Source organism: Stenotrophomonas sp. NLF4-10 (assembly GCF_022359915.1).
Taxonomy (GTDB): domain Bacteria; phylum Pseudomonadota; class Gammaproteobacteria; order Xanthomonadales; family Xanthomonadaceae; genus Stenotrophomonas; species Stenotrophomonas daejeonensis.
In genome coordinates, this window is sequence record NZ_JAKSEE010000003.1 from 3,191,647 (window position 1) to 3,214,304 (window position 22,658).

Annotated in this window: 18 protein-coding genes; 9 read left to right on the plus strand and 9 right to left on the minus strand. The window is 68.6% G+C overall.

Translation table 11 applies throughout. From position 1 onward, the window contains the following. Positions 1-54: 54 nt before the first annotated feature. Positions 55-1,329 carry a membrane dipeptidase gene (locus MIC98_RS15245; protein WP_239737715.1) on the minus strand — a complete coding sequence of 425 codons (1,275 nt, stop codon included), beginning with the start codon at positions 1,327-1,329 and terminating at the stop codon, positions 55-57. Positions 1,330-1,476: 147 nt separating this feature from the next. On the opposite strand from MIC98_RS15245, the gene hemL reads away from it, so the two are divergent. Beyond that, positions 1,477-2,784, plus strand: coding sequence for a glutamate-1-semialdehyde 2,1-aminomutase (gene hemL / locus MIC98_RS15250; RefSeq protein WP_239737716.1), 1,308 nt, complete (start codon positions 1,477-1,479; stop codon positions 2,782-2,784). Between the two features lie 138 nt (positions 2,785-2,922). Continuing rightward, positions 2,923-3,519 (plus strand): HAD-IA family hydrolase, encoded by a 597-nt coding sequence (locus MIC98_RS15255; RefSeq protein ID WP_239737717.1) that lies wholly within the window; start codon positions 2,923-2,925, stop codon positions 3,517-3,519. 122 nt (positions 3,520-3,641) lie between these two features. On the opposite strand, the gene MIC98_RS15260 is transcribed toward MIC98_RS15255, so the two are convergent. After that, entirely contained in the window at positions 3,642-4,868 is a 1,227-nt protein-coding gene (locus tag MIC98_RS15260; RefSeq protein WP_239737718.1) for an acetylornithine transaminase, read from the minus strand. Between the two features lie 73 nt (positions 4,869-4,941). Between MIC98_RS15260 and MIC98_RS15265 the strand changes: the two genes are divergently transcribed. Further along, positions 4,942-5,817, plus strand: a complete 876-nt coding sequence (locus tag MIC98_RS15265; RefSeq protein ID WP_239737719.1) for an ion transporter — start codon at positions 4,942-4,944, stop codon at positions 5,815-5,817. Between the two features lie 14 nt (positions 5,818-5,831). Here MIC98_RS15265 and MIC98_RS15270 read toward each other — a convergent pair whose 3' ends face one another. Both MIC98_RS15270 and MIC98_RS15275 read right to left on the minus strand, forming a co-directional pair. After that, complete coding sequence (locus tag MIC98_RS15270; protein WP_239737720.1) at positions 5,832-6,647, minus strand: NAD(P)-dependent oxidoreductase; 816 nt, start codon at positions 6,645-6,647, stop codon at positions 5,832-5,834. 223 nt (positions 6,648-6,870) lie between these two features. Then, entirely contained in the window at positions 6,871-7,527 is a 657-nt protein-coding gene (locus MIC98_RS15275) for a serine/threonine protein kinase (protein ID WP_057639283.1), read from the minus strand. 86 nt (positions 7,528-7,613) lie between these two features. Between MIC98_RS15275 and MIC98_RS15280 the strand changes: the two genes are divergently transcribed. Then, the gene (locus MIC98_RS15280) at positions 7,614-9,614 is read left to right on the plus strand and encodes a bifunctional DedA family/phosphatase PAP2 family protein (RefSeq protein WP_239737721.1); all 2,001 of its coding nucleotides are present in this window, start codon (positions 7,614-7,616) and stop codon (positions 9,612-9,614) included. A gap of 75 nt (positions 9,615-9,689) precedes the next feature. Here MIC98_RS15280 and MIC98_RS15285 read toward each other — a convergent pair whose 3' ends face one another. The 3 genes from MIC98_RS15285 to MIC98_RS15295 all read right to left on the minus strand — a co-directional run bounded on the left by MIC98_RS15285 (position 9,690) and on the right by MIC98_RS15295 (position 12,603). Further along, positions 9,690-10,295, minus strand: a complete 606-nt coding sequence (locus MIC98_RS15285; protein WP_239737722.1) for an LON peptidase substrate-binding domain-containing protein — start codon at positions 10,293-10,295, stop codon at positions 9,690-9,692. Beyond that, positions 10,292-11,740 (minus strand): UDP-N-acetylmuramate:L-alanyl-gamma-D-glutamyl-meso-diaminopimelate ligase, encoded by a 1,449-nt coding sequence (gene mpl / locus MIC98_RS15290; RefSeq protein ID WP_239737723.1) that lies wholly within the window; start codon positions 11,738-11,740, stop codon positions 10,292-10,294. Before mpl ends, MIC98_RS15285 begins: the two co-directional genes overlap by 4 nt. 299 nt (positions 11,741-12,039) lie before the next feature. Beyond that, entirely contained in the window at positions 12,040-12,603 is a 564-nt protein-coding gene (locus MIC98_RS15295; RefSeq protein ID WP_239737724.1) for an adenylate kinase, read from the minus strand. A gap of 150 nt (positions 12,604-12,753) precedes the next feature. Between MIC98_RS15295 and MIC98_RS15300 the strand changes: the two genes are divergently transcribed. Together MIC98_RS15300 and MIC98_RS15305 are read left to right on the plus strand one after the other, a co-directional pair. Then, positions 12,754-14,010 (plus strand): 6-phosphofructokinase, encoded by a 1,257-nt coding sequence (locus MIC98_RS15300; protein WP_239737725.1) that lies wholly within the window; start codon positions 12,754-12,756, stop codon positions 14,008-14,010. Between the two features lie 98 nt (positions 14,011-14,108). Next, positions 14,109-14,741, plus strand: coding sequence for an RcnB family protein (locus tag MIC98_RS15305; protein WP_239737726.1), 633 nt, complete (start codon positions 14,109-14,111; stop codon positions 14,739-14,741). Positions 14,742-14,862: 121 nt separating this feature from the next. Here MIC98_RS15305 and MIC98_RS15310 read toward each other — a convergent pair whose 3' ends face one another. Further along, a complete protein-coding gene (locus MIC98_RS15310) occupies positions 14,863-15,363 on the minus strand; it encodes a hypothetical protein (RefSeq protein WP_239737727.1) in 501 nt (166 codons plus the stop codon). Between the two features lie 247 nt (positions 15,364-15,610). On the opposite strand from MIC98_RS15310, the gene MIC98_RS15315 reads away from it, so the two are divergent. The 3 genes from MIC98_RS15315 (at position 15,611) to MIC98_RS15325 (ending at position 19,602) form a co-directional block, all read left to right on the plus strand. Next, on the plus strand, positions 15,611-17,641 hold the full coding sequence (locus tag MIC98_RS15315) for a sodium-translocating pyrophosphatase (protein WP_239737728.1): 2,031 nt from the start codon (positions 15,611-15,613) through the stop codon (positions 17,639-17,641). Positions 17,642-17,792: 151 nt separating this feature from the next. Next, positions 17,793-18,329 carry an inorganic diphosphatase gene (gene ppa / locus MIC98_RS15320; protein WP_057639274.1) on the plus strand — a complete coding sequence of 179 codons (537 nt, stop codon included), beginning with the start codon at positions 17,793-17,795 and terminating at the stop codon, positions 18,327-18,329. 157 nt (positions 18,330-18,486) lie between these two features. Beyond that, the gene (locus MIC98_RS15325) at positions 18,487-19,602 is read left to right on the plus strand and encodes an HDOD domain-containing protein (protein WP_239737729.1); all 1,116 of its coding nucleotides are present in this window, start codon (positions 18,487-18,489) and stop codon (positions 19,600-19,602) included. A gap of 185 nt (positions 19,603-19,787) precedes the next feature. Here the strand turns inward: MIC98_RS15325 and MIC98_RS15330 are convergent, their stop codons facing one another. Continuing rightward, positions 19,788-22,631 carry a TonB-dependent receptor gene (locus MIC98_RS15330; protein ID WP_239737730.1) on the minus strand — a complete coding sequence of 948 codons (2,844 nt, stop codon included), beginning with the start codon at positions 22,629-22,631 and terminating at the stop codon, positions 19,788-19,790. Positions 22,632-22,658: the final 27 nt, after the last annotated feature.

A 22,658-nucleotide genomic window follows, 5' to 3' on the forward strand; every position in this document is an offset into this window, starting at 1 on the left:
GCGCGTCGGGGACGTAGCCCCGACCTACCCATGCTTCCCGCAGGAGCGCATGGGTTACTCCAGTGCCGCCTTGACCGCTTCCGGGTCGGCCAGTGCCTGCACCTGGCGGATCAGGCGCACGGTGTTGCCGCCGAGGATCGCGCTGACCTGGCGGTCGTCGTAGCCGGCGTCCAGCAGCGCCTGCACCACCTTCGGCAGCGCGGTGATGTCCTCGTAGCCGTCCACGCCACCGCCGCCGTCCCAGTCGGCGCCGAGGCCGACGTGCTCCCAGCCGGCCACCTCGATGATGTGCAGCAGGTGGCGCATGTAGTCGTCGAAATCGGCCTTGCGGATGCCGTACTTCGCATCCAGTTCGGTGAACTTCGCCTTGGCCTGCTCGCGTTCCTCGGCCGTCAGCTCGTGGCGGTCGCCGAAGGACGCGTAGACCTTGCGCCGCTCGGCGCGGTACTCCGGCGTGGCGCCGGTGTCGATCAGGTAGCCACCCAGCGAGTTGACCTGGATCACCCCGCCCTTCTTCGCCAGTGCGCGGATGCGCGCGTCGTCGATGTTGCGCGAGTGCGCGAACACGTCATACGCACCGCTGTGCGAGAGGATGATCGGCGCCCTGCTCAGCTCCAGCATCTGGTCGAACACCGCGTTGGAGGCGTGCGACTGGTCGAGGACGATGCCCAGCCGGTTGGCCTGCGCAACCAGCGCGCGGCCCTTTTCGCTCAGGCCGCCATGCTCGCCTTCCGGCGCCACACCCATGCCCGCCGAGTCGGCGAAATCGTTGTGGCCGATATGCGCCAGCGAGATCATCCGCAGCCCCTGCCTGTAGTAGAAACTCAGCAGGCTGGGGTCGTGCTCCAGCGGGTAGGCGTTCTCCATGCTGATGTAGACCGACTTCTTCCCCGCCGCCTTGATCCGCGCCGCGTCGTCGGCGGTGGTGGCCAGCTCGAAGATGTCGGCATTGGCCGCGACCATCTCGCGGATCTCGGCCAGCCGCGCCAGGCCGGCGTCGCGCGCCTTCAGATTGCCGGCTTCGTCGCGCGCGCCCTGCCCGGTGTAGATCACCCAGAAACCGCCATCCAGCCCGCCCTCGACCATGCGCGGGTAGTCGATCTGCGAACCGTCGTCCTTGAACGCATGGCGGTCGCTGATCTTCCAGCCCGGCTGCGAGAACAGCGCCGGCGTATCGAGGTGGGTGTCGAGGTTGATCGCCTGCGCCTGCAGCGCGCGGGCATGCGCGGAGATCTCCGCCGGGCCGGTGCCGGCCTGTGCGCCGGCGGCAACGGCCAGCAGCAGCGCGCTCGCCAGTGCACCGGTCTTGAACGTCGCAACGAACTTCATGGCTCTCCCTTCGGGATGGATGGCTCCGGCATTCTGGCACGCGGTGCGGACGCGCCATGCAGGCCATAGGTCATGGATTCCGATGCGCGTGGCAGGCCCCGGCGCGAAAGCGGACAATGGGCGCAATTCCCCGCACGCACCGATGCCATGTCCCCGACCACGAACCACGAACACGACCAGTCCCATGCCTTGTTCACCCGCGCGCAGCAGCTGCTGCCCGGCGGCGTCAACTCGCCGGTGCGCGCGTTCAAGTCGGTCGGCGGCGAGCCGTTCTTCGTGCAGCGCGCCGACGGCCCGTATCTGTTCGACGTGGACGGCAACCGCTACATCGACTACGTGGGTTCGTGGGGCCCGATGATCGTCGGCCACAACCACCCGGCAGTGCGTGAAGCGGTGGCGCGGGCGATCGGCAACGGCCTGTCGTTCGGCGCACCGTGCACGGCCGAGGTGACGATGGCCGAAACCATCACCCGGCTGGTGCCCTCGTGCGAGATGGTGCGCATGGTCAACTCCGGCACCGAGGCCACGCTGTCGGCGATCCGGCTGGCGCGCGGCGCCACCGGGCGCATGAAGATCGTCAAGTTCGAAGGCTGCTACCACGGCCACGGCGACTCGTTCCTGGTCAAGGCCGGCAGCGGCATGCTGACCCTCGGCGTGCCGACCTCACCGGGCGTGCCGGCCGGCCTGAGCGAACTCACCCTGACCCTGCCCTACAACGACTTCGACGCGGCCACTGCATTGTTCGAGCAGCAAGGCAGCGAGATCGCCGGCCTGATCATCGAACCGGTGGTCGGCAACGCCAACTGCATCCCGCCGCGCGAGGGCTACCTGCAGCATCTGCGCGAACTGTGCACGCGGCACGGCACGCTGCTGATCTTCGACGAGGTGATGACCGGCTTCCGCGTGGCACTGGGCGGCGCGCAGGCGCATTACGGCATCACGCCCGACCTGACCACCTTCGGCAAGATCATCGGCGGCGGCATGCCGGTAGGCGCCTACGGCGGCCGCCGCGAGTTGATGCAGCAGATCGCCCCGGCCGGCCCGATCTACCAAGCCGGCACCTTGAGCGGCAACCCGGTGGCGATGGCGGCCGGGCTGGCGATGCTGGAGTTGATCCAGCAGCCCGGTTTCCACGAGCGCCTGGGCGCCGCCACCACGCGCCTGTGCGAAGGACTGGAAGTAGCCGCGCGCGAGGCCGGCGTGGCCGTCACCACCACCCGCGTCGGCGCCATGTTCGGGCTGTTCTTCACCGACGAGAAGGTGGAGACGTATGCACAGGCCACCGCCTGCGATACCGCCGCGTTCAACCGCTTCTTCCACGCGATGCTGGAGCGCGGCGTGTTCCTGGCACCGTCGGCGTATGAAGCCGGCTTCCTGTCCAGCGCGCATGACGATGCGGTGATCGAGGCCACGCTGGCGGCCGCACGCGAAGCGTTCAAAGCCGTCGCCGCCTGATTGCTCCCTTAGGAGCGCACCTTGGTGCGCGAGGAGCTTTCCCATTCGAATCCCCGCACAGGGATGTGCAGGCTGTTGCGGGGGGAAATGCATGAAAGCCCCATCGCGCACCGAGGTGCGCTCCTACGAGCGACCTTCATGATTCCCACCCCGCACGCCCTGCTGCTCGACTTCGACGGCCTGCTCGCCAGCTACGACCACCACGTCCATCTTCAGCACCTCGCCGACGCAGCCGGCTGCACGCCCGCACAGGTGGACGCAGCCCTGCGCGGCGAAGGGCTGGAACTGGCCCACGCCCGCGGCGAACTCGACGGCGACGCCCTGCTGCATGAACTGAACGCACGCCTCGGCAGCCGGCTACATGCCCAACACTGGCTCACCGCACGCACCGCTGCCAGCACGCTGCGCCGCGATGCGCTGGCGGTGCTGAAACAGGTTCGCCCCGGCGTCCACATCGCCGTACTGACCAACAACGGCCCGTTGAGCGTGGCCGCAATCACCGCGCTGCTGCCCGACTTCACCGTCCTCGACAGCGCCACGCTCGGCGTGCGCAAACCCGACCCACGAGCTTACCTGGCAGCCACTGCCCGGCTCGGCTGCGAACCGGCGCGCACGCTGTTCATCGACCACTTGTTCCGCAACGTGCAGGGCGCGCGCAGCGCCGGCCTGCACGCGGACACCGCCTTCCACGCGAAATCATTGCAGCGTGTGCTGCGGCGTTACCGGCTGCTCTGACCAGCCCTTGCAAGAACACTTTCAGGAGTGAAACAAGGCACCCCTGTGGGAGCGGCCTTGGCCGCGATGCTTTTTCCAGCACAACCAGGCGCATCGCGAGCAAAGCCCCCCCACACCCCCGATCAGCGCACGGCCACGAACGCCGCGATCGCCTCGCGCACGCGCTTGAGGCCTTCGGCCAGCTCTTCGTCGGTGATGTTCAGCGGCGGCACGAAGCGCAGCACGCTGCTGCCGGCCTGCAGGATCAGCACCTGTTTCTCCGCGGCCAGGTCCAGCAGGGTGCCGATATCGGCAGCATATTCCGGTTTGAGCACCGCGCCGATCATCAGGCCCATGCCGCGCACCTGCTCGAACACGCCGAACTCGGCGCCGATGGCTTCCAGCCCGGCGCGGAGCGCGGCCGACTGGCGGGCGACGTTGGCGCGGACTTCATCGGAAGCCAGCCTGCGCAGCGCCACCCGCGCCACCGCCGCGGCCAGCGGGTTGCCGCCGAAGGTGCTGCCGTGCGCGCCCACGCCCATGACCTCGGCCACCTTGGGTCCGGCGAGCATGGCGCCAATCGGGAAGCCGCAGCCCAGCGCCTTGGCGAGGGTGACGATGTCCGGGGTCACGCCCCAGTGCCAGTGCGCGAACAGCTCGCCGGTGCGGCCCATGCCGACCTGGATTTCGTCCAGCACCAGCAACGCGTCGTGCTGGTCGCACAGCTCGCGGGCGCGGCGCATGAACTCCGGCGTGGCCGGCATCACCCCGCCCTCGCCCTGCACCGGCTCGAACATCACCGCGGCGACGTCGCCGCCGGCCATCGCCGCTTCCAGCTGCGCCACGTCGTTGAAGTCGGCGTAACGGAAACCACCCGGCAACGGCTCGTAGCCCTCCTGGTACTTCGGCTGCGCGGTGGCGGTGACGGTGGCCAGCGTGCGGCCGTGGAAGCTGCCGCGGAACGTGACGATGACGCGCCGCTCCGGCGGCCGGCCCTGTGCGGCGGCCCACTTGCGCACCAGCTTGATCGCCACCTCGTTGGCCTCGGCGCCGGAATTGCACAGGAACACGCGCTCGGCGAAGCGCGAGGCCGCCACCAGCTCCTGCGCCAAGTGCAGCGGCGGCTCGCTGTAGAACATGTTGCTGGTGTGCCAGAGCTTGCCGGCCTGCTCGACCAGCGCCGCCTTCAGCTCGGCGTTGCCGTGGCCGAGGCTGCACACGGCGATGCCGGCGGCCAGGTCGATGAACTCGCGGCCCTGCGTGTCCCACAAGCGGGCGCCCTGCCCGCGCTCCAGCACCAGCTGGCGGGGCCGGTACACCGGCAGGTAGTACCGGGACAGGGACAGCAACGGTTCGGCGACGGCGGTCATGGCATTCGAGTGGGTGGTTGCGGGCGAAGCCGGCATTGTCCCCCATTGCGCCGGCTGCGGCACAATGCCGGCCATGCGACTGTTCTCCGCCCCGCAACTGAACCCCGCCTCCGAGACCGGCTGGCGCAAGCGCTGGTTCGACATCATCTACCGCAGCGATACGCCACCATCGCGCCGCTTCGACCTGTTGCTGGTCTATGCCATCGTCGCCAGCGTGCTGGTGGTGATGCTGGACAGCGTGCAGCACATCCACGCCGCCCGGGCGTCGTGGTTCTACGTGGCCGAGTGGGGCTTCACCCTGCTGTTCACCGCCGAGTACACGCTGCGGCTGCTGGTGGTGCGGCGGCCGCTGCGCTACGCGCTCAGCATCTGGGGCGTCATCGACCTGCTGGCGATCCTGCCCACCTACCTCTCGCTGCTGCTGCCCGGCGCGCAGACCCTGCTGGTGGTGCGCGCCCTGCGCATCCTGCGCGTGTTCCGCATCCTCAAGCTGACCCGCTACATCGAGGAGAGCGGCATCCTGATGCAGGCGCTGTGGCGCAGCCGCCGCAAGATCCTGCTGTTCCTGTCGATGGTGGTCACCATCGCCATCGTCGCCGGCTCGCTGATGTACGTGATCGAAGGCCCCGGCCACGGCTTCAGCAACATCCCGGCCAGCATGTACTGGGCGGTGGTGACGATGGGCACGGTCGGCTTTGGCGACATCGTGCCGCAGACCACGCTGGGGCGGTTCGTCACCTCGGTGCTGATCCTGATCGGCTACAGCATCATCGCCGTGCCCACCGGCATCTACACCGCCGAGCTGGCCAACGGCATGCGCAAGGCCGAAGCGGAGCGGCAGCGCCGCGACAACCGCGGCTGCCCCGATTGCGGCCACGAAGGCCACGAGCCAGCCGCGCGCTACTGCAACCGCTGCGGGCACGCGTTGCCCGAGCCGCTGGAACCCTGAGACATCCGCCTGCGTCAGCCGAGGAACAAGTCCGGCAGCAGCGGCCGCGACGGATCGACCGCGTAGCCGGACAGGTCGGTGACGCCGGCCTGCGCCAGCACCTCGTCGTCGATCAGGAACTGCCCGCCGAAGCCGGCGGCCGGGCGCGTCAGCACCGCGTGGGCGGCATCGGCCATGATCTCCGGGCGGCGGCAGCCGGCGGCATCGACGCCGGGGATCATGTTGATCGCATCGGTGGCGATCACCGTGCGCGGCCACAGCGCATTGACCGCCACGCCCTGCGGGCCGAACTCGGCGGCCAGCCCGAGGGTGACGAAGCTCATGCCCATCTTGGCCAGGGTGTAGCCGGTGTGCGGCCCCCACCACTTCGGGTCCAGCGACGGCGGCGGCGCCAGGGTGAGGATGTGCGGGTTGGCGCTGCGCAGCAGGTGCGGCAGGCAGGCCTGCGCGCACAGGAAGCTGCCGCGTGCGTTGACCTGCTGCATCAGGTCGAAGCGCTTCATCGGCGTGTCCAGCGCGCCGCGCAGCCAGATCGCGCTGGCGTTGTTGACCAGGATGTCGATGCCGCCGAAGGCATCGACGGTGGCCGCCACCGCCGCGCGTACCTGGTCCTCGTCGCGGATGTCGCATTTCAGCGCCAGCCCGGTGCCGCCGGCCGCGGTCACCGCCTCGGCCGCGCTGTGGATGGTGCCGGGCAGCTTGGGATTGGGTACCGCCGACTTGGCGGCGATGGCGACGTTGGCACCGTCGCGCGCGGCGCGCAGCGCGATGGCCAGGCCAATGCCGCGCGAGGCACCGGTGATGAACAGGGTTTTGCCGACGAGGGACATGGGCATGGGAACCGTGGCAACAGGGAATGCGAAGAGTAGCAACCGTAGGTCGGGGCCACGTCCCCGACGTGCTTTTCCCGCGGTGCCCGGAGCGTCGGGGGCGTAGCCCCGACCTACCTTTCCGGCGTGGAGCCCCCTTTGTTAAGGGGATAGGCAAGGCAAAGGCCGGGGCCCGAAGTTGCGAAGCAACTTCGGGGTGATGGCTCCCGCCTTGCGGGAGCCATCACGCCTTCGGCCCCTGCCCCTCGTTGTCTTCCCAATGCAGGATGCGGCGGGTGACGAAGCGGTACACCGGCTTGCCGGTGGCGAACCACAGCTCGCGCACCCACGAGTGGCGCTTGAGCAGGCGCAGCTCCACCGGCGTCAACGCATCACGGCAATACATGCGCTTGTGCTTGAGCAGGTGGCGCAGGTCCTCGCGGGCGAGCAGGCGCATCCAGCGCGAGCGCGGGTTGCCGCAGACGGCGAGCTGGAAGTCGATCAGCGCCGGCGAGCCGTCGGCGCGCACCAGCCAGTTGGCTTCCTTGGCCAGGTCGTTGTGGGCGATGCCCTTGCGGTGCACCTGCTGCAGCAGGCGCCGGGCGGCGCGGAACCAGGCCACGTCGCCGCGCGGCGGGCGCTGGTGCATGGCCGCGCCCTCCATGTAGCTGCGGTCCAGCCAGCGCCCGTCCCAGCCGAGCAGCCGCGGGGTCGCCGCCATGCCGTCAAGCCTGCGCAGCGCGCGCGCCTCGCGCCGGGCCAGCCACCACGCCGGCAGGCGCAGCCACCACGGCGTGGCGCCGAGGTCGCGGCGCACGAAACGGCGCCCGCCGTCGCGCACCAGCAGGATGCGGCCGAAGCTGTCGGACTTGAGGATGCGGGTGTCGTCGTCGCGGTTCATCACCCCGGCATTTTATTGGACGTGCGCTGACTGGATCATCGCCGCCGGCCACCGGATCGACACCGCCGCCCTTTTATAATCCGGCGATGAATTCCTGGATCGACTCCCTGCTGGCCTGGATCGCCGCACACCCCGCGCTGGCCGGCGTGGTCGTCTTCGCCATCGCCTTCAGCGACGCGGTCATCATCCTCGGCGCGATCGTGCCGGCATTGCCGCTGATGATCGCGGTGGGCGTGCTGATCGGCATGGGCGAGCTGTCCGGCCCCTATGCGGTGGCCTGCGCCACGCTCGGTGCGTTCGCCGGCGACGGCTTGAGCTACTGGGTCGGCCGGCGCTGGGGCGAACGGCTGCGCGGGGTGTGGCCGTTCAGCCGCTACCCGCAGTTGCTGGAACGCGGCGAACTGCTGTTCCGGCGCAATGCCTTCAAGAGCATCCTCGTGGCCCGCTACGTCGGCGCGATCCGCCCGTTCGTGCCGGCCATCGCCGGCATGGCGCACATGCCGCTGGCGCGCTATGCGCAGGCCAGCGGCATCGCCTGCCTGTCGTGGGCGGTGCTGTTCCTGCTGCCGGGCTGGGCACTGGGACAGGCCTACGACGCGGTGGCGGCGGTGGCCGGGCGGCTGTTCCTGGTGGTGGGCCTGCTCGGCGCGGTGCTGGCGCTGGTATGGGCCACCGTGCTGTACGGCTACCGCTGGTCGGCCGCGCGCATGGACGGCTGGCTGGCGCGCCTGCTGCACTGGTCGCAGCGCCACCCGCACCTGCTCGGGCGCTGGTGGAACGACCTGTTCGACCCGCGCCGGCGCGAGTCGGTGCCGCTGGCGATGCTGGCGCTGATGTTGCTGCTGCTGGGCTGGGGTTGGTTCGCGCTGCTGATGGTGGTGGTCGGCCACGGCGAGCCGCTGGCGCTGGACCTGGCCGTGCACCGCTTCATGCTGACCCTGCGCAACCCGCTGGCCGACTACCCGATGGCGGCGCTGGCCGCGCTGGGCGACTGGCAGGTGCTGCTGCCGGCCATCGCCGCCGGCATGGGCTACCTGATGTGGCGGCGGCGCTGGATGGCCGCCGCGCACTGGCTGGCGGCGCTGGCCTTCGGCCTGGCGCTGACCAAGCTGCTCGGCGCCACCGTGGACGTGGTGCGGCCGCCGGCGGCCAGCAGCGGCTTCGGCTTCCCGTCGGTGTCGGTGACGATGGCCACCATCACCTTCGGCTTCTTCGCCGTGCTGATCGGCCGTGAACTGCCCGGCCGCACCCGCGTGTGGCCGTACCTGCTGTCGGGCATCGTCGCCACCGTGATTGGCTTTGCCCGCATCTACCTGGGCGCGCACTGGGTCAGCGACGTCATCGGCGGCATGCTGTTCGGCATCTTCTGGCTGCTGGTGCTGGGCATCGCCTACCGCCGCCGCTTCAACCGCTCGTTCTGGGTCAAGCCGGCGGCGTGGCTGTTCTATGGCATCTTCCTGCTGGCGGGGTTCTGGTACGCGCCGCGCAACGTGCCGAGCAAGCTGGCCAAGTTCGAGCCGGTGGCCGAGGCGCCGCGGATGATGGATGCCGCGCACTGGTGGCAGGACGGCTGGCGCGAACTGCCGGCGCGCCGCAACGAGTTCGACGACGACCTGCGCTGGCCGCTGGACGTGCAGGTGGCCGGCCCGCTGGCGCCGCTGCAGCATCAACTGGAACGCCACGGCTGGAAGCTGCAGGCCCAAGCCGGTTGGCAGGAGGCCCTGGCGATGCTCGACAGCAAGGCCGCGCCCGGACAGGTGCCGGTGCTGCCGGCCACGCTGGACACCCACGTCGAATCGCTGCTGATGCTGCGCCCCGGCAGCCGGGCCGACGAGTTGTATGCGCTGCGCCTGTGGCCGGCCCCGGCGCAGTTGCAACCCGGGCAGGCACCGCTGTGGCTGGGCAGCGCGCAGACCCTGCACTACAAGCGCCATTTCCGGCTGTTCGGCCTGTGGCGTCCGTTGCCCGGCACCGAGCCGGCGCTGGCGGCGCTGCGGCAGGCGCTGGACGGTGTGGAAACGCGCGAGCAGGTGCTGCCGGAAAGCGGGGTGCCGCTGTTGATGATCCGCAGCGAACCGCAGCCGTAGATGTGGGGCTTGCCCCGCATGGGGCCTTCCCGATGAAGCCCGGCACCGCGTGATGCGGTCGGGCCAGCCCCACCACTACAAATCGGTTTCCGGGGGCGGATCGAATTCGGGAATCCATGCCAGCAGGTGGTCCAGCCGCCGGCACGGGTCGTCCTCCTGCAACAACAGCAGGCGCTGTTCTTCTTCCAGCGGCAGCAGTTCGGCCAGCCGCCAGCCGACCCATGCGGCTTGGTCCATCTGCGCTTGTCCGGCGCCGGCAAGTTCGCTGCCGGCCTGTTCGAGGATGTGTTCCAGCAGGACCGCCAGCAGTGCGTGCTCGGGTTGCAGTTCGCCGTCATCGTCCGGCAGGCGCCACTCGACCTCGCCGATGACCAGGCCGTTGTCGCGCACGTGCGTCTTCAGCACGTGGAAGCGCCGCGCACCGCGCAGCTTCAGCTGCAGCACGCCGTCGGCGCCCATGTCGAAATCCTCGATGCGCGCCTCCACGCCCCACGCCGCCGGCGTGGCCGGCGCGCCGACTTCCTCGCCCTCCAGGATCGGGCACACGCCGAAGGTGCTGCCCTGCCGCCCGCATTCGCGCACCAGGTCGAGGTAACGCGCCTCGAACACGCGCAGGCCGAGCGCGGCGCCGGGCAGCAAGGTGGCGTGCAGCGGAAACAGCGGCAGCGCCTGCACCGTCATCGACCGCCCTGCAACTGCGCCAGGAAGCGCCGCGGCGCGCCGTCGAAGCCGCCGTTGGACATGAACACCACGTGGTCGCCGGCGTGTGCCACCTCGCCCAGCCGCGCCAGCAGGGCATCGGTATCGGCCACCGCCTGCGCATCGCCACGCACCGCGGCGATCACCTTGGCCGCCTCCCACGGCAGTTCCGGCCGCGCGAGGAACACCACCGCGTCGGCGACATCCAGCGACGGCGCCAGCGCATCGGCGTGCGCGCCCAGCCGCATCGAGTTGCTGCGCGGTTCCATCGCCACCACGATGCGCGCCCCGTCCACCTTCGCGCGCAGGCCGGCGAGCGTGGTCGCGATCGCGGTCGGGTGGTGGGCGAAGTCGTCGTAGACGGTGATGCCGCCGTGTTCGCCGATCACTTCCAGCCGGCGCTTGACACTGCGGAACCCGGCCAACGCCGGGATCACCGCCGCGACATCCACCCCCACCGCCGCGCACGCCGCCAGCGCCGCCAGGCCGTTGAGCACGTTGTGGTCGCCCAGCAGCGGCCACTGCACGACGCCGAGCGGCTCGCCACCGCGCAGCACCGCGAACCGGCTGCCGTCGTCGGCCAGCTTGCGCGCGCTCCACTCGAACGAGGCGTCGAAGCCGAAACGCTCCACCGGCGTCCAGCAACCCATCGCCAGCACTTCGGCCAGATGCGCGTCATGGCCGTTGACGACCAGCCGGCCACGGCCGGGCACGGTGCGCACCAGGTGGTGGAACTGGCGCTGGATCGCGGCCACATCCGGGAAGATGTCGGCGTGGTCGTACTCCAGGTTGTTGAGGATGGCGACCAGCGGCCGGTAATGGACGAACTTGCTGCGCTTGTCGAAGAACGCGGTGTCGTATTCGTCGGCTTCCACCACAAAAAGCGGTCGATCCGGCAGGATCGACTCCTTGTTTCCTTCCCCCTCCGGGGGAAGGTGCCCCGCAGGGGCGGAAGAGGGTGCGGCAACAGCCCGCCCCAATCTTGCGGAAACCCCGAAATCCTCCGCCACACCGCCAATCAGGAACCCCGGTTCGCGCCCGGCGGCTTCCAGCAAATACGCCAGAATCGTGGTGGTCGTGGTCTTGCCGTGGGTGCCGGCCACCGCCAGCGTGTCGCGGCCGGGCAGCACGTTTTCCGCCAGCCACTGCGCGCCGCTGGTGTAGCGGCGGCCCGCGTCCAGCACCGCTTCCACGGCGGCGTTGCCGCGCGAGAGCGCATTGCCGATGACGACCTCGTCGCAATCGTCGCCGATGTTGCCGGGCAGATAGCCCTGCGACAGGGCGATGCCCAGCGTCTCCAGTTGGGTGGACATCGGCGGGTAGACCGCTTGGTCGCTGCCTTCGACCCGATGCCCCAGTTCACGCGCCAGTGCGGCCACGCCCCCCATGAAAGTACCGGCAATGCCGAGGATGTGGATCTTGCTCATGCGGCGATTGTCACCGATGCGGCGCCCCGGCGTCCGCTTTTCCCCACTGTCGTGTAGGGAAAATTCCTATACCCGTCGCGGTGTCCGATCCGGACAATGGCCCGGCCAGCCGCAGCATCCCTCAGGTCCTACTCCCCAAGAGGCCCATCCCCAGGGAGCTCATGCTGCGGGGCATTGAGCACGCCCACCTGCTGGCCCCTACAAGACGAACGCCCCGGACCATGCACTGGTCCGGGGCGTTCGTTTTCGTGCCCGGGCCCAACCCGGACCGCTCCGGCCGAGCCGGAGCGGCAACGGCATCAGCGCTTGATCGCGGCCAGGATGCGGGCCAGCACTTCGTCCAGCGCGCCCACGCCATCGACCCGGGCCAACGTGCCCTTGCCGGCGTAGAAGTCGATCACCGGCGCGGTGGAATCGTTGTAGACCTGCAGGCGCTGGCGCACCGACTCGGGGTTGTCGTCGGCGCGGCCCTGTTCCTTGGCACGGCCGGCGATGCGCTCGACCAGCAGTTCGGTCGGCACGTCCAACTGCACGATGGCGTCCAGCGGCTGGTCCAGCCGGCCCAACAGTTCACCCAGCGCGTTGGCCTGGGCGACGTTGCGCGGGTAGCCATCGAGGATGAAGCCATTGGCGACGTCGGCCTGGGCCAGGCGTGCTTCGAGCATGCCGAGCAGGATGTCGTCGGACACCAGGTTGCCGGCGTCCATCACCGCCTTGGCCTGCTTGCCCAGCTCGGTGCCTGCGGCCACTTCGGCGCGCAGCAGGTCGCCGGTGGAAATGTGCGGAATCCGCAGTTCTTCCTTCAGGCGGGTTGCCTGCGTGCCCTTGCCCGAACCGGGCGGTCCCAACAGAACCAATCGCATTCCTGACTCCCAATATGTTGAGGAAACGGGACGGACAGCGGCGTTAGACTCAGGGGCCCCCTGTGAGCTCATTCACGCTGCACCGCAATATCGCAGCTTACCGCATCCGGCCAATGTCCCGGAAATGTCCCCCGCCCGGAGAGTCTCCCCATGTCCCAAGGCACCTTGCTCTACGCCCAGTCCGGTGGCGTCACCGCCGTCATCAACGCCACCGCTTCTGCCGTGATCACCGAGGCCAGGGCGAAGAAAATCAAGGTGTTGGCCGCGCGCAACGGCATCCTGGGCGCGCTGCGCGAGGAGCTGATCGACACCTCGAAGGAAGCGGCCGCCAGCATCGCCGCGCTCGCCCATACCCCAGGCGGGGCGTTCGGCTCGTGCCGCTACAAGCTCAAGTCGCTGGAGGCGGACCGGGCGAAGTACGAGCGGCTGCTGGAGGTGCTCAGGGTGCACGACGTGCGCTGGTTCCTCTACAACGGCGGCAACGATTCGGCCGACACCGCGCTGAAGGTGTCGCAGCTGGCGAAGGAATTCGGCTACCCACTGACCTGCGTGGGCGTGCCCAAGACCATCGACAACGACCTGGCCGTCACCGACACCTGCCCCGGCTTCGGCTCGGCGGCCAAGTACACCGCGGTGTCGGTGCGCGAGGCGGCGATGGACGTGGCGGCGATGGCCGAGACCTCCACCCGCGTGTTCATCTATGAGGCGATGGGCCGCCATGCCGGCTGGCTGGCCGCCGCGGCCGGGCTGGCCGGGGAGAACCCCGACGATGCGCCGCAGATCATCCTGCTGCCCGAGCGCGCCTATGACGAGGCCGCGTTCCTGACCAAAGTGAAACAAGTGGTGGAGAAAGTGGGTTACTGCGTGGTGGTCGCCAGCGAAGGCATCCACACCGCCGATGGCCGCTTCGTCGCCGATGCCGGCGGCGCCACCGATTCGTTCGGCCATACCCAGCTCGGCGGCGTGGCCTCCTACCTCGCCGGCCGGGTGAAGGCCGGGCTCGGCTACAAGGTGCACTGGACCCTGCCCGACTACCTGCAGCGCTCGGCCCGCCACGTCGCCAGCAAGACCGACTGGGAACAGGCGCAGGCGGTGGGCAAGGCCGCGGTGCGGTTCGCGCTGGAAGGGCGCAACTCGGTGATGCCGGTGATCGTGCGCACCTCGGACGCGCCCTACCGCTGGAAGATCGAGGCCGCGCCGCTGTCGAAGGTGGCCAACCACGAGAAGAAGATGCCGGCCGGCTTCATCCGCAAGGACGGCTTCGGCATCACCGACAAGGCGCGCCGCTACCTGCAGCCGCTGATCCGCGGCGAGGCGCCGCTGCCTTGGGGCCGCGACGGCCTGCCGAAGTACGTGACGCTGAAGAACATGGCGGCGGCGAAGAAGCTGCCGGCGTGGGAAGGCTGAGCAAAGCATTTACCGCCCTGCGATGCGCCGGGCATCCGGCCGCCGCACCGCACCCTCGCACCACCGGCAGCGTGCCGGCCCCACGACAGGAGACAGCGATGTTCCCCAGCCTGCGCAACGCCGGCCTTGTTCTCGCACTCGCCGCCTTTGCCGGGACGGCCCCGGCAATGGCCCACGACGATGGCCGCTGGCAGGGCCACGGCAACGACGACCCGTCCGGCAAACCCGAATGGCAGGTCCGCGAGGAACAGCGCCAGCGCGAACAGGCCCGGCGCGAACAGGAACAGCAACGCCAACGGCAGGAAGAACAGCGGCGCCTCGCCGAACGGCAGCAGCGCCGCAGCGAAGCGGCACAACTGCGTCAGGAAGCGCAGCAACGCCGTGTCGCCGAGCAGCAACGACGGCGCGATGAAGCCTGGCAGCGCAGCCAGGAGCAGGAGCTGCGCCGCCGGGCCGAGCAGCAGCGCCGGCACGACGCGGCGTGGCAGCGCGAGCAGGAGGCGATCCAGCGGCGCCGGGCCGCGGCGCAGGGCCATCCAGCCAGTCATGGCAGCCATCCGCATTGGGAGCGTGGCCGCCGCTACGACGGCCCGGTCAACGTGGTCCGCGACTGGGACCGCCACCACCTGCGCCAACCCGCGCATGGCCAGCAATGGGTGCGCACCGATGGCGGCGACTACCTGCTGCTGGAAATCGCCAACCAGCTGATCGTGGACATGCTGTCGCGCTGATCGCGATGGCATCCTGCCGTAGATGCGGGGCTTGCCACGCATTGGGGCCTTCCCGGCAATGCCCCGTGCCGGGCAAGCCCGGCACCTGCGGACGGGCGTTCCCGGAAAACACTCATCCAGCTCAGCGGCAGGGCCGCCCCTCCATCTCCAGCCGCGCCGCATAGGCCGGCAATGCCGCCAGTCGTCCGGCCCCGGCCTGCTTGCGTGCCTCATCCAGATACACCCGCAGTTGACCTTGACCATCGCGGTCCAGCGGCTGCTCGACCGGACGCCGCCAGACCTCGACCAGCGCCTGCTGCCCCGGGCACTCCGCGGCCGGGACCCGGATGCGGTCGTTGAGCTTCCAGCCGCCCTGACCCGGCGTGACCTGCGCGAAATCCAGCCAAGCCGCGCGCGGCTGGCATTGCGCACCGAGACGCACCAGCCGCATGTCGTAGGGCGCATCGTCCTGGCCGGTAAAGCGGCCTTCGATGCGGGTGCAGGCCTCGGGAACCTGCCGCACGGTATGCAGCACGTCCACGGCCTGCGCGGCGGCCGGCGGGCGCTGGATTTCCTGCGCCCGCGCAGCCACGGCCAGCGGCGCCAGCAGCAGGACGGGCAACCACCTGCATCGGTTGTTCATCGGCTTTGCCTCGTTCGCATTGCGGAACCGGAACGGTGCCGGTTCGCCGCTGAACGGCACGGCAAGCGCACTGCGTCATGACAGTGAACGCCGCCTGACCGCATACTCGCCACGGCTCCAGGAAACGTTGAACACCGCGACACGCACCACGGCCGCTGCTTGGCTCCGGGTCTGTTCCAGTGCTTCACCCCCGGCGTGTCCCGCGTTCAGCGCTTCGCTGGACGAATCCACCTGTGCTGGAGGGGTCATGCTGGAAAACCACGGTCTCGTCATTGCGTTGGCCTGCGCGGCCATCGCCATCGTCTACGGTCTCATTTCCACCCGCTGGGTGCTGCGGCAGCCGGCCGGCAACCCGCGCATGCAGGAGATCGCCTCGGCGATCCAGGAAGGCGCGCGCGCCTACCTCAACCGCCAGTACCTGACCATCGCCATCGCCGGGGTGGTGCTGTTCGTGCTGGTGGGCGTGTTCCTGAGCTGGTACACGGCGGTCGGCTTCGCCATCGGCGCGGTGCTGTCCGGCGCGGCCGGCTACATCGGCATGAACGTGTCGGTGCGGGCCAACGTGCGCACCGCCGAGGCCGCGCGCAAGGGCATCGGCGCGGCGATGGACGTGGCGTTCCGCGGCGGCGCCATCACCGGCATGCTGGTGGTCGGGCTGGGCCTGCTGGGCGTGGCCGGCTACTACCTGCTGCTGACCCGCCACCTGGGCGTGACCGGCGAGGCGGCGCTGCACGCGCTGGTCGGGCTGGCGTTCGGCAGTTCGCTGATCTCGATCTTCGCGCGGCTGGGCGGCGGCATCTTCACCAAGGGCGCGGACGTCGGCGCGGACCTGGTGGGCAAGGTCGAGGCCGGCATCCCCGAGGACGACCCGCGCAACCCGGCGGTGATCGCCGACAACGTCGGCGACAACGTCGGCGACTGCGCCGGCATGGCCGCCGACCTGTTCGAGACCTACGCGGTGACGGTGATCGCCACGATGCTGCTGGGCGGGCTGATGCTGGCCGAGGTCGGCCGCAACGCGGTGCTGTACCCGCTGGTGCTGGGCGGGGTGTCGATCATCGCCTCGATCATCGGCGCGTTCTTCGTCAAGGTGAAGGCCGGCGGCTCGATCATGGGCGCGCTCTACAAGGGCGTGATCGTCTCCGGCGTGCTGGCCGCCATCGCGTTCTGGCCGGTGACCACGCAGCTGATGGCCGATTCCAGCTACGGCGCCACGAACCTGTATTTCTGCGCGTTGATCGGGTTGGTGCTGACCGGGCTGATCGTGTGGATCACCGAGTACTACACCGGCACCCAGTACAAGCCGGTGCAGCACGTGGCGCAGGCCTCCACCACCGGCCACGGCACCAACATCATCGCCGGCCTCGGCGTGTCGATGAAGTCCACCGCGCTGCCGGTGATCGCGGTGTGCGTGGCGATCTGGGGCGCGTTCCACTTCGGCGGGCTGTACGGCATTGCGATTGCCGCCACCGCGATGCTGTCGATGGCCGGCATGATCGTCGCGCTCGACGCCTACGGCCCCATCACCGACAACGCCGGCGGCATCGCCGAGATGGCCGAGCTGCCGAGCGAAATCCGCGACATCACCGACCCGCTGGACGCGGTGGGCAACACCACCAAGGCGGTGACCAAGGGCTACGCGATAGGCTCGGCGGCACTGGCCGCGCTGGTGCTGTTCGCCGACTACACCCACAACCTGCAGGCCGCCAACCCCGGCGAAACCTTCGCCTTCGACTTGTCCGACCACACGGTGATCATCGGCCTGCTGATCGGCGGCCTGATCCCCTACCTGTTCGGCGCGATGGCGATGGAAGCGGTGGGCCGCGCCGCCGGCGCGGTGGTGGAGGAAGTGCGCCGCCAGTTCCGCGAGATCGCCGGGATCATGCAGGGCACCGGCAAGCCGCAGTACGACAGGGCGGTGGACATGCTGACCCGCTCGGCGATCAAGGAGATGATCGTGCCATCGCTGCTGCCGGTGGTGGTCCCGGTGGTGGTCGGCCTGCTGCTGGGGCCGAAGGCGCTGGGCGGCCTGCTGATCGGCACTATTGTTACTGGCCTGTTCGTGGCGATCTCGATGACCACCGGCGGCGGCGCCTGGGACAACGCCAAGAAGTACATCGAGGACGGCCACTTCGGCGGCAAGGGCAGCGAGGCGCACAAGGCCGCGGTCACCGGCGACACCGTCGGCGACCCCTACAAGGACACCGCCGGCCCGGCGATCAACCCGCTGATCAAGATCATCAACATCGTGGCGCTGCTGCTGGTGCCCCTGCTGTAAGGCGCCCCGGAACCCGGCTCCCTTCCCCCCCCTGGGGGAAGGGAGCGGCCGGGAACCACACCGTCCCGTCCGCCGATACCGTTTGGTGCGCCGCACCAGCAGCAGGCGTAGAATGCCGCCTTTCTGTCAAACGCACGATTCGGAGCAGCGCATGGGTCTGGAACTCGTCTCCGCGGGCAAGAACCCGCCGGAAGAAATCAACGTCATCATCGAGATCCCGAAGGATTCGGAGCCGGTGAAGTACGAGGTGGACAAGGACTCCGGCGCGATCTTCGTCGACCGCATCCTGTCCACGCCGATGCGCTACCCCTGCAACTACGGCTACGTGCCCAGCACCCTGTGCGGCGACGGCGACCCGGCCGACGTGCTGGTGGTGCTGCCGCTGTCGCTGGTGCCCGGCTCGGTGGTGCGCTGCCGCCCGGTGGGCGTGCTGAAGATGAGCGACGAGGCCGGCAGCGACGAGAAGATCCTGGCCGTGCCGGTGCCGAAGATCTTCAACGGCTACGCCCACGTCGAGGACATCGGCCAGGTGTCCAGCCACTGGCTGGAGCGCATCGGCCACTTCTTCGAGCACTACAAGGACCTGGAAAAGGGCAAGTGGGTCAAGATCGAAGGCTGGGGCGGCGCCGATGAGGCCAAGCGCATCCTGGTCCAGGCCCACGAGAATTTCGTCGCCAAGCAGGGCTGAGCCCTGCGCACCGGTACCGCCCCGGGCGGTACCGGTGCCGACGATCACGTTTCATCCGCCCGGCACATGACCTTGCCGGGGCATTCGGCTACATTGGCGGCCAGATTTTCCGGCCCGTCCACATGATGGTCGAGCGGTTCCATTGGGGGAATGTGCCTTGCGTATCCTGCTAGTCGGCGACGATGCCAATCTGTCGGCCGAACTCCTCGAATACATCGCCGACCTGGGCGACGAATGGCATGTCCAGGGCGTTGCCGACGGCAATGCCGCCATTGCCACGGTGGCGTCCAGCACGGTCGATGCGGTCATCGTCGCGCCGGCCCTGCCGGACCTCACCCCGGCCACCCTGCTCGGGCAGATCCGCACCCTGCGCCCGGAGACGATCCGCATCGCGCTGATCGAGGCCGCGCAGAGCCAGCGCGCGCCCGCCGCCCGCATCATCGGCGTCGCCCACCGCTTCCTGCCGCTGCCGCTGTCGCCGGAAGTGTTGCTCGACGCCCTGACCAGCCTGGAAGAGCTGCGCGACCTGCTGTACAGCCCGCGCCTGAGCAGCGCCATCGGCCGCATCGAGAAGCTGCCCTCGCCGCCGCACCTGTACCTGAGCCTGATGCAGGCGCTGGAGGAGGACGAGAACAGCGACGCCACCGACATCGCCAAGCTGGTCGCCGCCGACCCGGCCATCGCCGCCAAGGTGCTGCAGCTGTCGAACTCGGCCTTCTTCAACAGCGGCCGCTCGATCACCGACCTTCGCGGCGCGGTGACCCGGCTGGGCCTGTCCACCCTGCGCGACCTGGTGCTGGCCAGCGAAGTGTTCGCCGTGCCGGCCATTTCCCCGGCCGAGCGCAACGCATTGCAGGCCCGCGCCCTGATGGCCTCGCGGCTGGCGGCGAAGATGCTGCCGGCCAGCAGCGCCGAACTGGGCGCGACCGCAGCCCTGCTGGCCGACATCGGCCTGCTGCTGCCCGGGGTGCGCAACGAGCGCGAAGCGCTGGCCGAAGGCGACGACCGCCCCGGCCACGCCGAGGCCGGCGCCTACCTGCTGGGCCTGTGGGGCCTGCCGATGGCGATCATCGAAGCCGTCGCCTTCCACCTGCAGCCGCAGCGCTCGAACGTGCGCAGCTTCTGGGTGAGCGGCGCGGTGCACGTGGCCACCGCGTTGGCCAGCGGCACCCCGGTCGACGAGCAGTACCTGGAACGCACCGGCGTATTGTCCAAGCTCGACGGCTGGCGCGACCTGGCCAACGAATACGCAGGGTTGTCCGCGGAAGCCTGAGGCGGCATCTCACGGAACTACTGCCGAACGGCCGCGTCTGACGCGGCCGTTTCGTTTTGGGATCCGGCGAAATCCGTGGTGACCGAGCGATACCGGCAGGCATTCCGTTGCCTCGCCGGGCACGGCAAAGAAAAAGGGTGGGCCTTACGGCCCACCCTTTTCGTCCTGCACCAAGCTTCGATGGATCAGAAGCGCTGGGTGTACTTCATGTAGATGAAACGGCCGATATCGAAGCCACCGTAGTAGGCAAACGACGAATTCGGGGCCGAGTACATCAGCGGGCCACGGTGGTCGAACAGGTTGTTCGCACCGACGGCGATGGTGGCATCCCACGGTGCCTTCCAGTTGACCTGCAGATCGTGGAAGGTATTGGAACCGGTGACGCGCAGCGGATCGGTCTCGCCATTGGCAATGTGATCCGGCTTGTCGCACCAGCCATCGGCCAGCGAGATGCAGTTTTCCTTCATGCCCGAGTAGTAGCGGGCGGTGTAGTTCACACCGAAGTCACCCAGTTCCCAGTTCACGCCAATGTTGGAACGCACGCGGAAGATGCCCGGAGCGCCGACGTTGCCGATGATGATGTCCTCACCCTTCTTGTTCTGGCCGGCTTCGTCGTACTTGGAGGTGTAGGTGGTCTGCCAGTCGATGCTGAACTGGCCGATGGCCAACTCCGGCAGGCGGTACTTGACGCCCACGTCGTAGCCTTCGGTTTCCATCTGGCCCAGGTTGGTCAGACCGTAGAACAGCTGGGTGATGTGGCCATCGGCCGCACGCACCACGCCATTGCAACGGGCCGAATTTCCGAGCACGTAGCAGTCACGCAGGATACGGTCCACGCTGTCTTCGATGATCATGTTCTTGATCTCGTAGCGGAACCAGTCCAGCGAAACGTCCAGGCCCTGCACCCAACGCGGGCTCCACACGATGCCAACGGTCTTGCTGGTCGAGGTTTCCGGCAGCAGGTTTTCGTTGGAGCCGGTGATGAACTGATCCGGGGTGGCGCATGGCCAGGTGGTGCACGGCTCCAGGCCCTGGCCCAACTGCACGAAGTCAGCCGGTGCACCAGCAGCGGTACAGGCGGCATTGCCGGCGACACTACCAGCGACACCAACCGAGCACGGGTCGGTGTACTTCTCGAACGAAGAACCGGTACCGCCGTACAGGTTGTCGATGGACGGCGCGCGGAAGCCCTCGGCGTAGGTGCCGCGGATCAGCAGGTCATCCGCCGGACGCCAGGTCAGGCCGAACTTGCTGTTGGTGGTACCGCCGAAGTTGCTGTAGTCCGAATAGCGGCTGGCAACGTTGACGGTCAGCTCCTTGGCGAACGGCATGTCGGCCAGCACCGGGATGTTCAACTCCAGGTACACCTCGTCCAGTTCGTACTCACCGGAGGTCGTGGTCGATGCCAGGCCGGTGGACATGCCGGACTGCGCGAACGCATCCGGAACATAACGGCCTTCTTCCTTGCGATGCTCCACGCCAACGGCGAAGCCCAGGTCGCCTGCCGGCAGGGTCACGATCGAACCACTGAGATCAGCCGTGAAACTGGTGGTCTTGGTGGTGCCGGTGGTGGTGTAGATCGGGAACAGGAAGTTCTGCAGATCCTTGTCCGTGAGCGAACCAGGACCGCTCACGCCATAAGGCAGCAGCGGGTTCCAGGCATAGCAGCCATCGATCGGGTTGGCCGCAGTGCCACAGCGAGCGACGCCGTTGGCGTCGATGAACGACGGACCCAGCGCCTGCTCGGAAGCGATCAGGCTCATGTCGCCGCGCTGAGACTTGGTGATCTCATTGCGGTTCCACAGCGCGCCGACGCTCCAGTCGAAGGACTTGTCCGCGAACTCGAAGAAGCCGCTGATCGATGGGGCGAAACGCAGGGTCTTGAGCTGGCTGGCGGTGGTGCGCGGCACTTCCCACAGGCGGCGACGGAACTCGATGTCCTCGCCCACCGGGTTGAAGGCGCTGTCGGCCGACAGCGGGGTTCCGAACGCCAGCGACTGGTACGGGTAACCGGCGATCTGCTGGTCGGTGTTGCGCTCGTTGTACAGCAGGTCGGCGTTGAACGACACCGAGTCGGTGAAGTCGTAGTTGCCGTTGACGTACACCGACTTACGCTCGATGCCGGTCTGCACCATCATCTGCTGGTTGGCATTGGCGTATTCGGCACCGGTGATCTCGTGGTAATCGGCCGGATTGGTCGGATCACCATTCGGGTTCAGCGTCTGCCAGAGCGAGCCGGCCTTGGTGCAATCGTTCACCGAAGGCTGGCACCAGCTGCCGTTCTGGCTGATGGCGCTCCAATCGGCGGTGCTGGAATTCGGGCCCTTGCCGCCATCCTTCGAGAACCAGCGGTCCGCACCCCACACCGGATCCTGCTTGGAGTATTCGGCCGACAGGGTCACGCCACCGCGCTCACCTTCGGCGCCGAGGGTGAAGGAATACTGGTTGGTGTCGCCGTCGCCTTCACCGTACTGGCCGACGTAGACCTGGGCTTCAGCGCCATCGAAGCGCTTGCGGGTGATGACGTTGACCACGCCGGCGATGGCGTCGGAACCGTAGATGGCCGAAGCGCCGTCCTTCAGCACTTCGATGCGCTCGATGGCCGACATCGGGATCTGGCTCAGGTCCTGGTAGCCGCCGGTGGTGGCACCCAGGCGCTTGCCGTTCATCAGCACCAGGGTGCGGTTGGCACCCAGGTTGCGCAGATCGACGTAGTAACCGCCAACGTTTTCACCGGAGGCCAGCGCGTAGGCACGGGAAATCGCCGGCGAGCCGGCCGAGGTCAGGTTCTGCAGCACGTCGGCAACCGAGGTGAAGCCCTGCTTTTCCAGGTTCTCACGGCTCAGGGTGATGATCGGCTGCTGGGTTTCCATGTTCGCGCCACGAATGCGCGAACCGGTGACCTCGATGCGGTCCAGGTCGGTGGTGCCCTTGGCAGTGTCCTGCGCCGAGGCGAAGGCCGGGGTCAACGCGATCGCGATGCCGGCCGGGAGCAGGCCCAGCCGCATTGCGGGAGTACGAAATTTCATCAATCTCTCCGGTTACGTTAGTGGTGT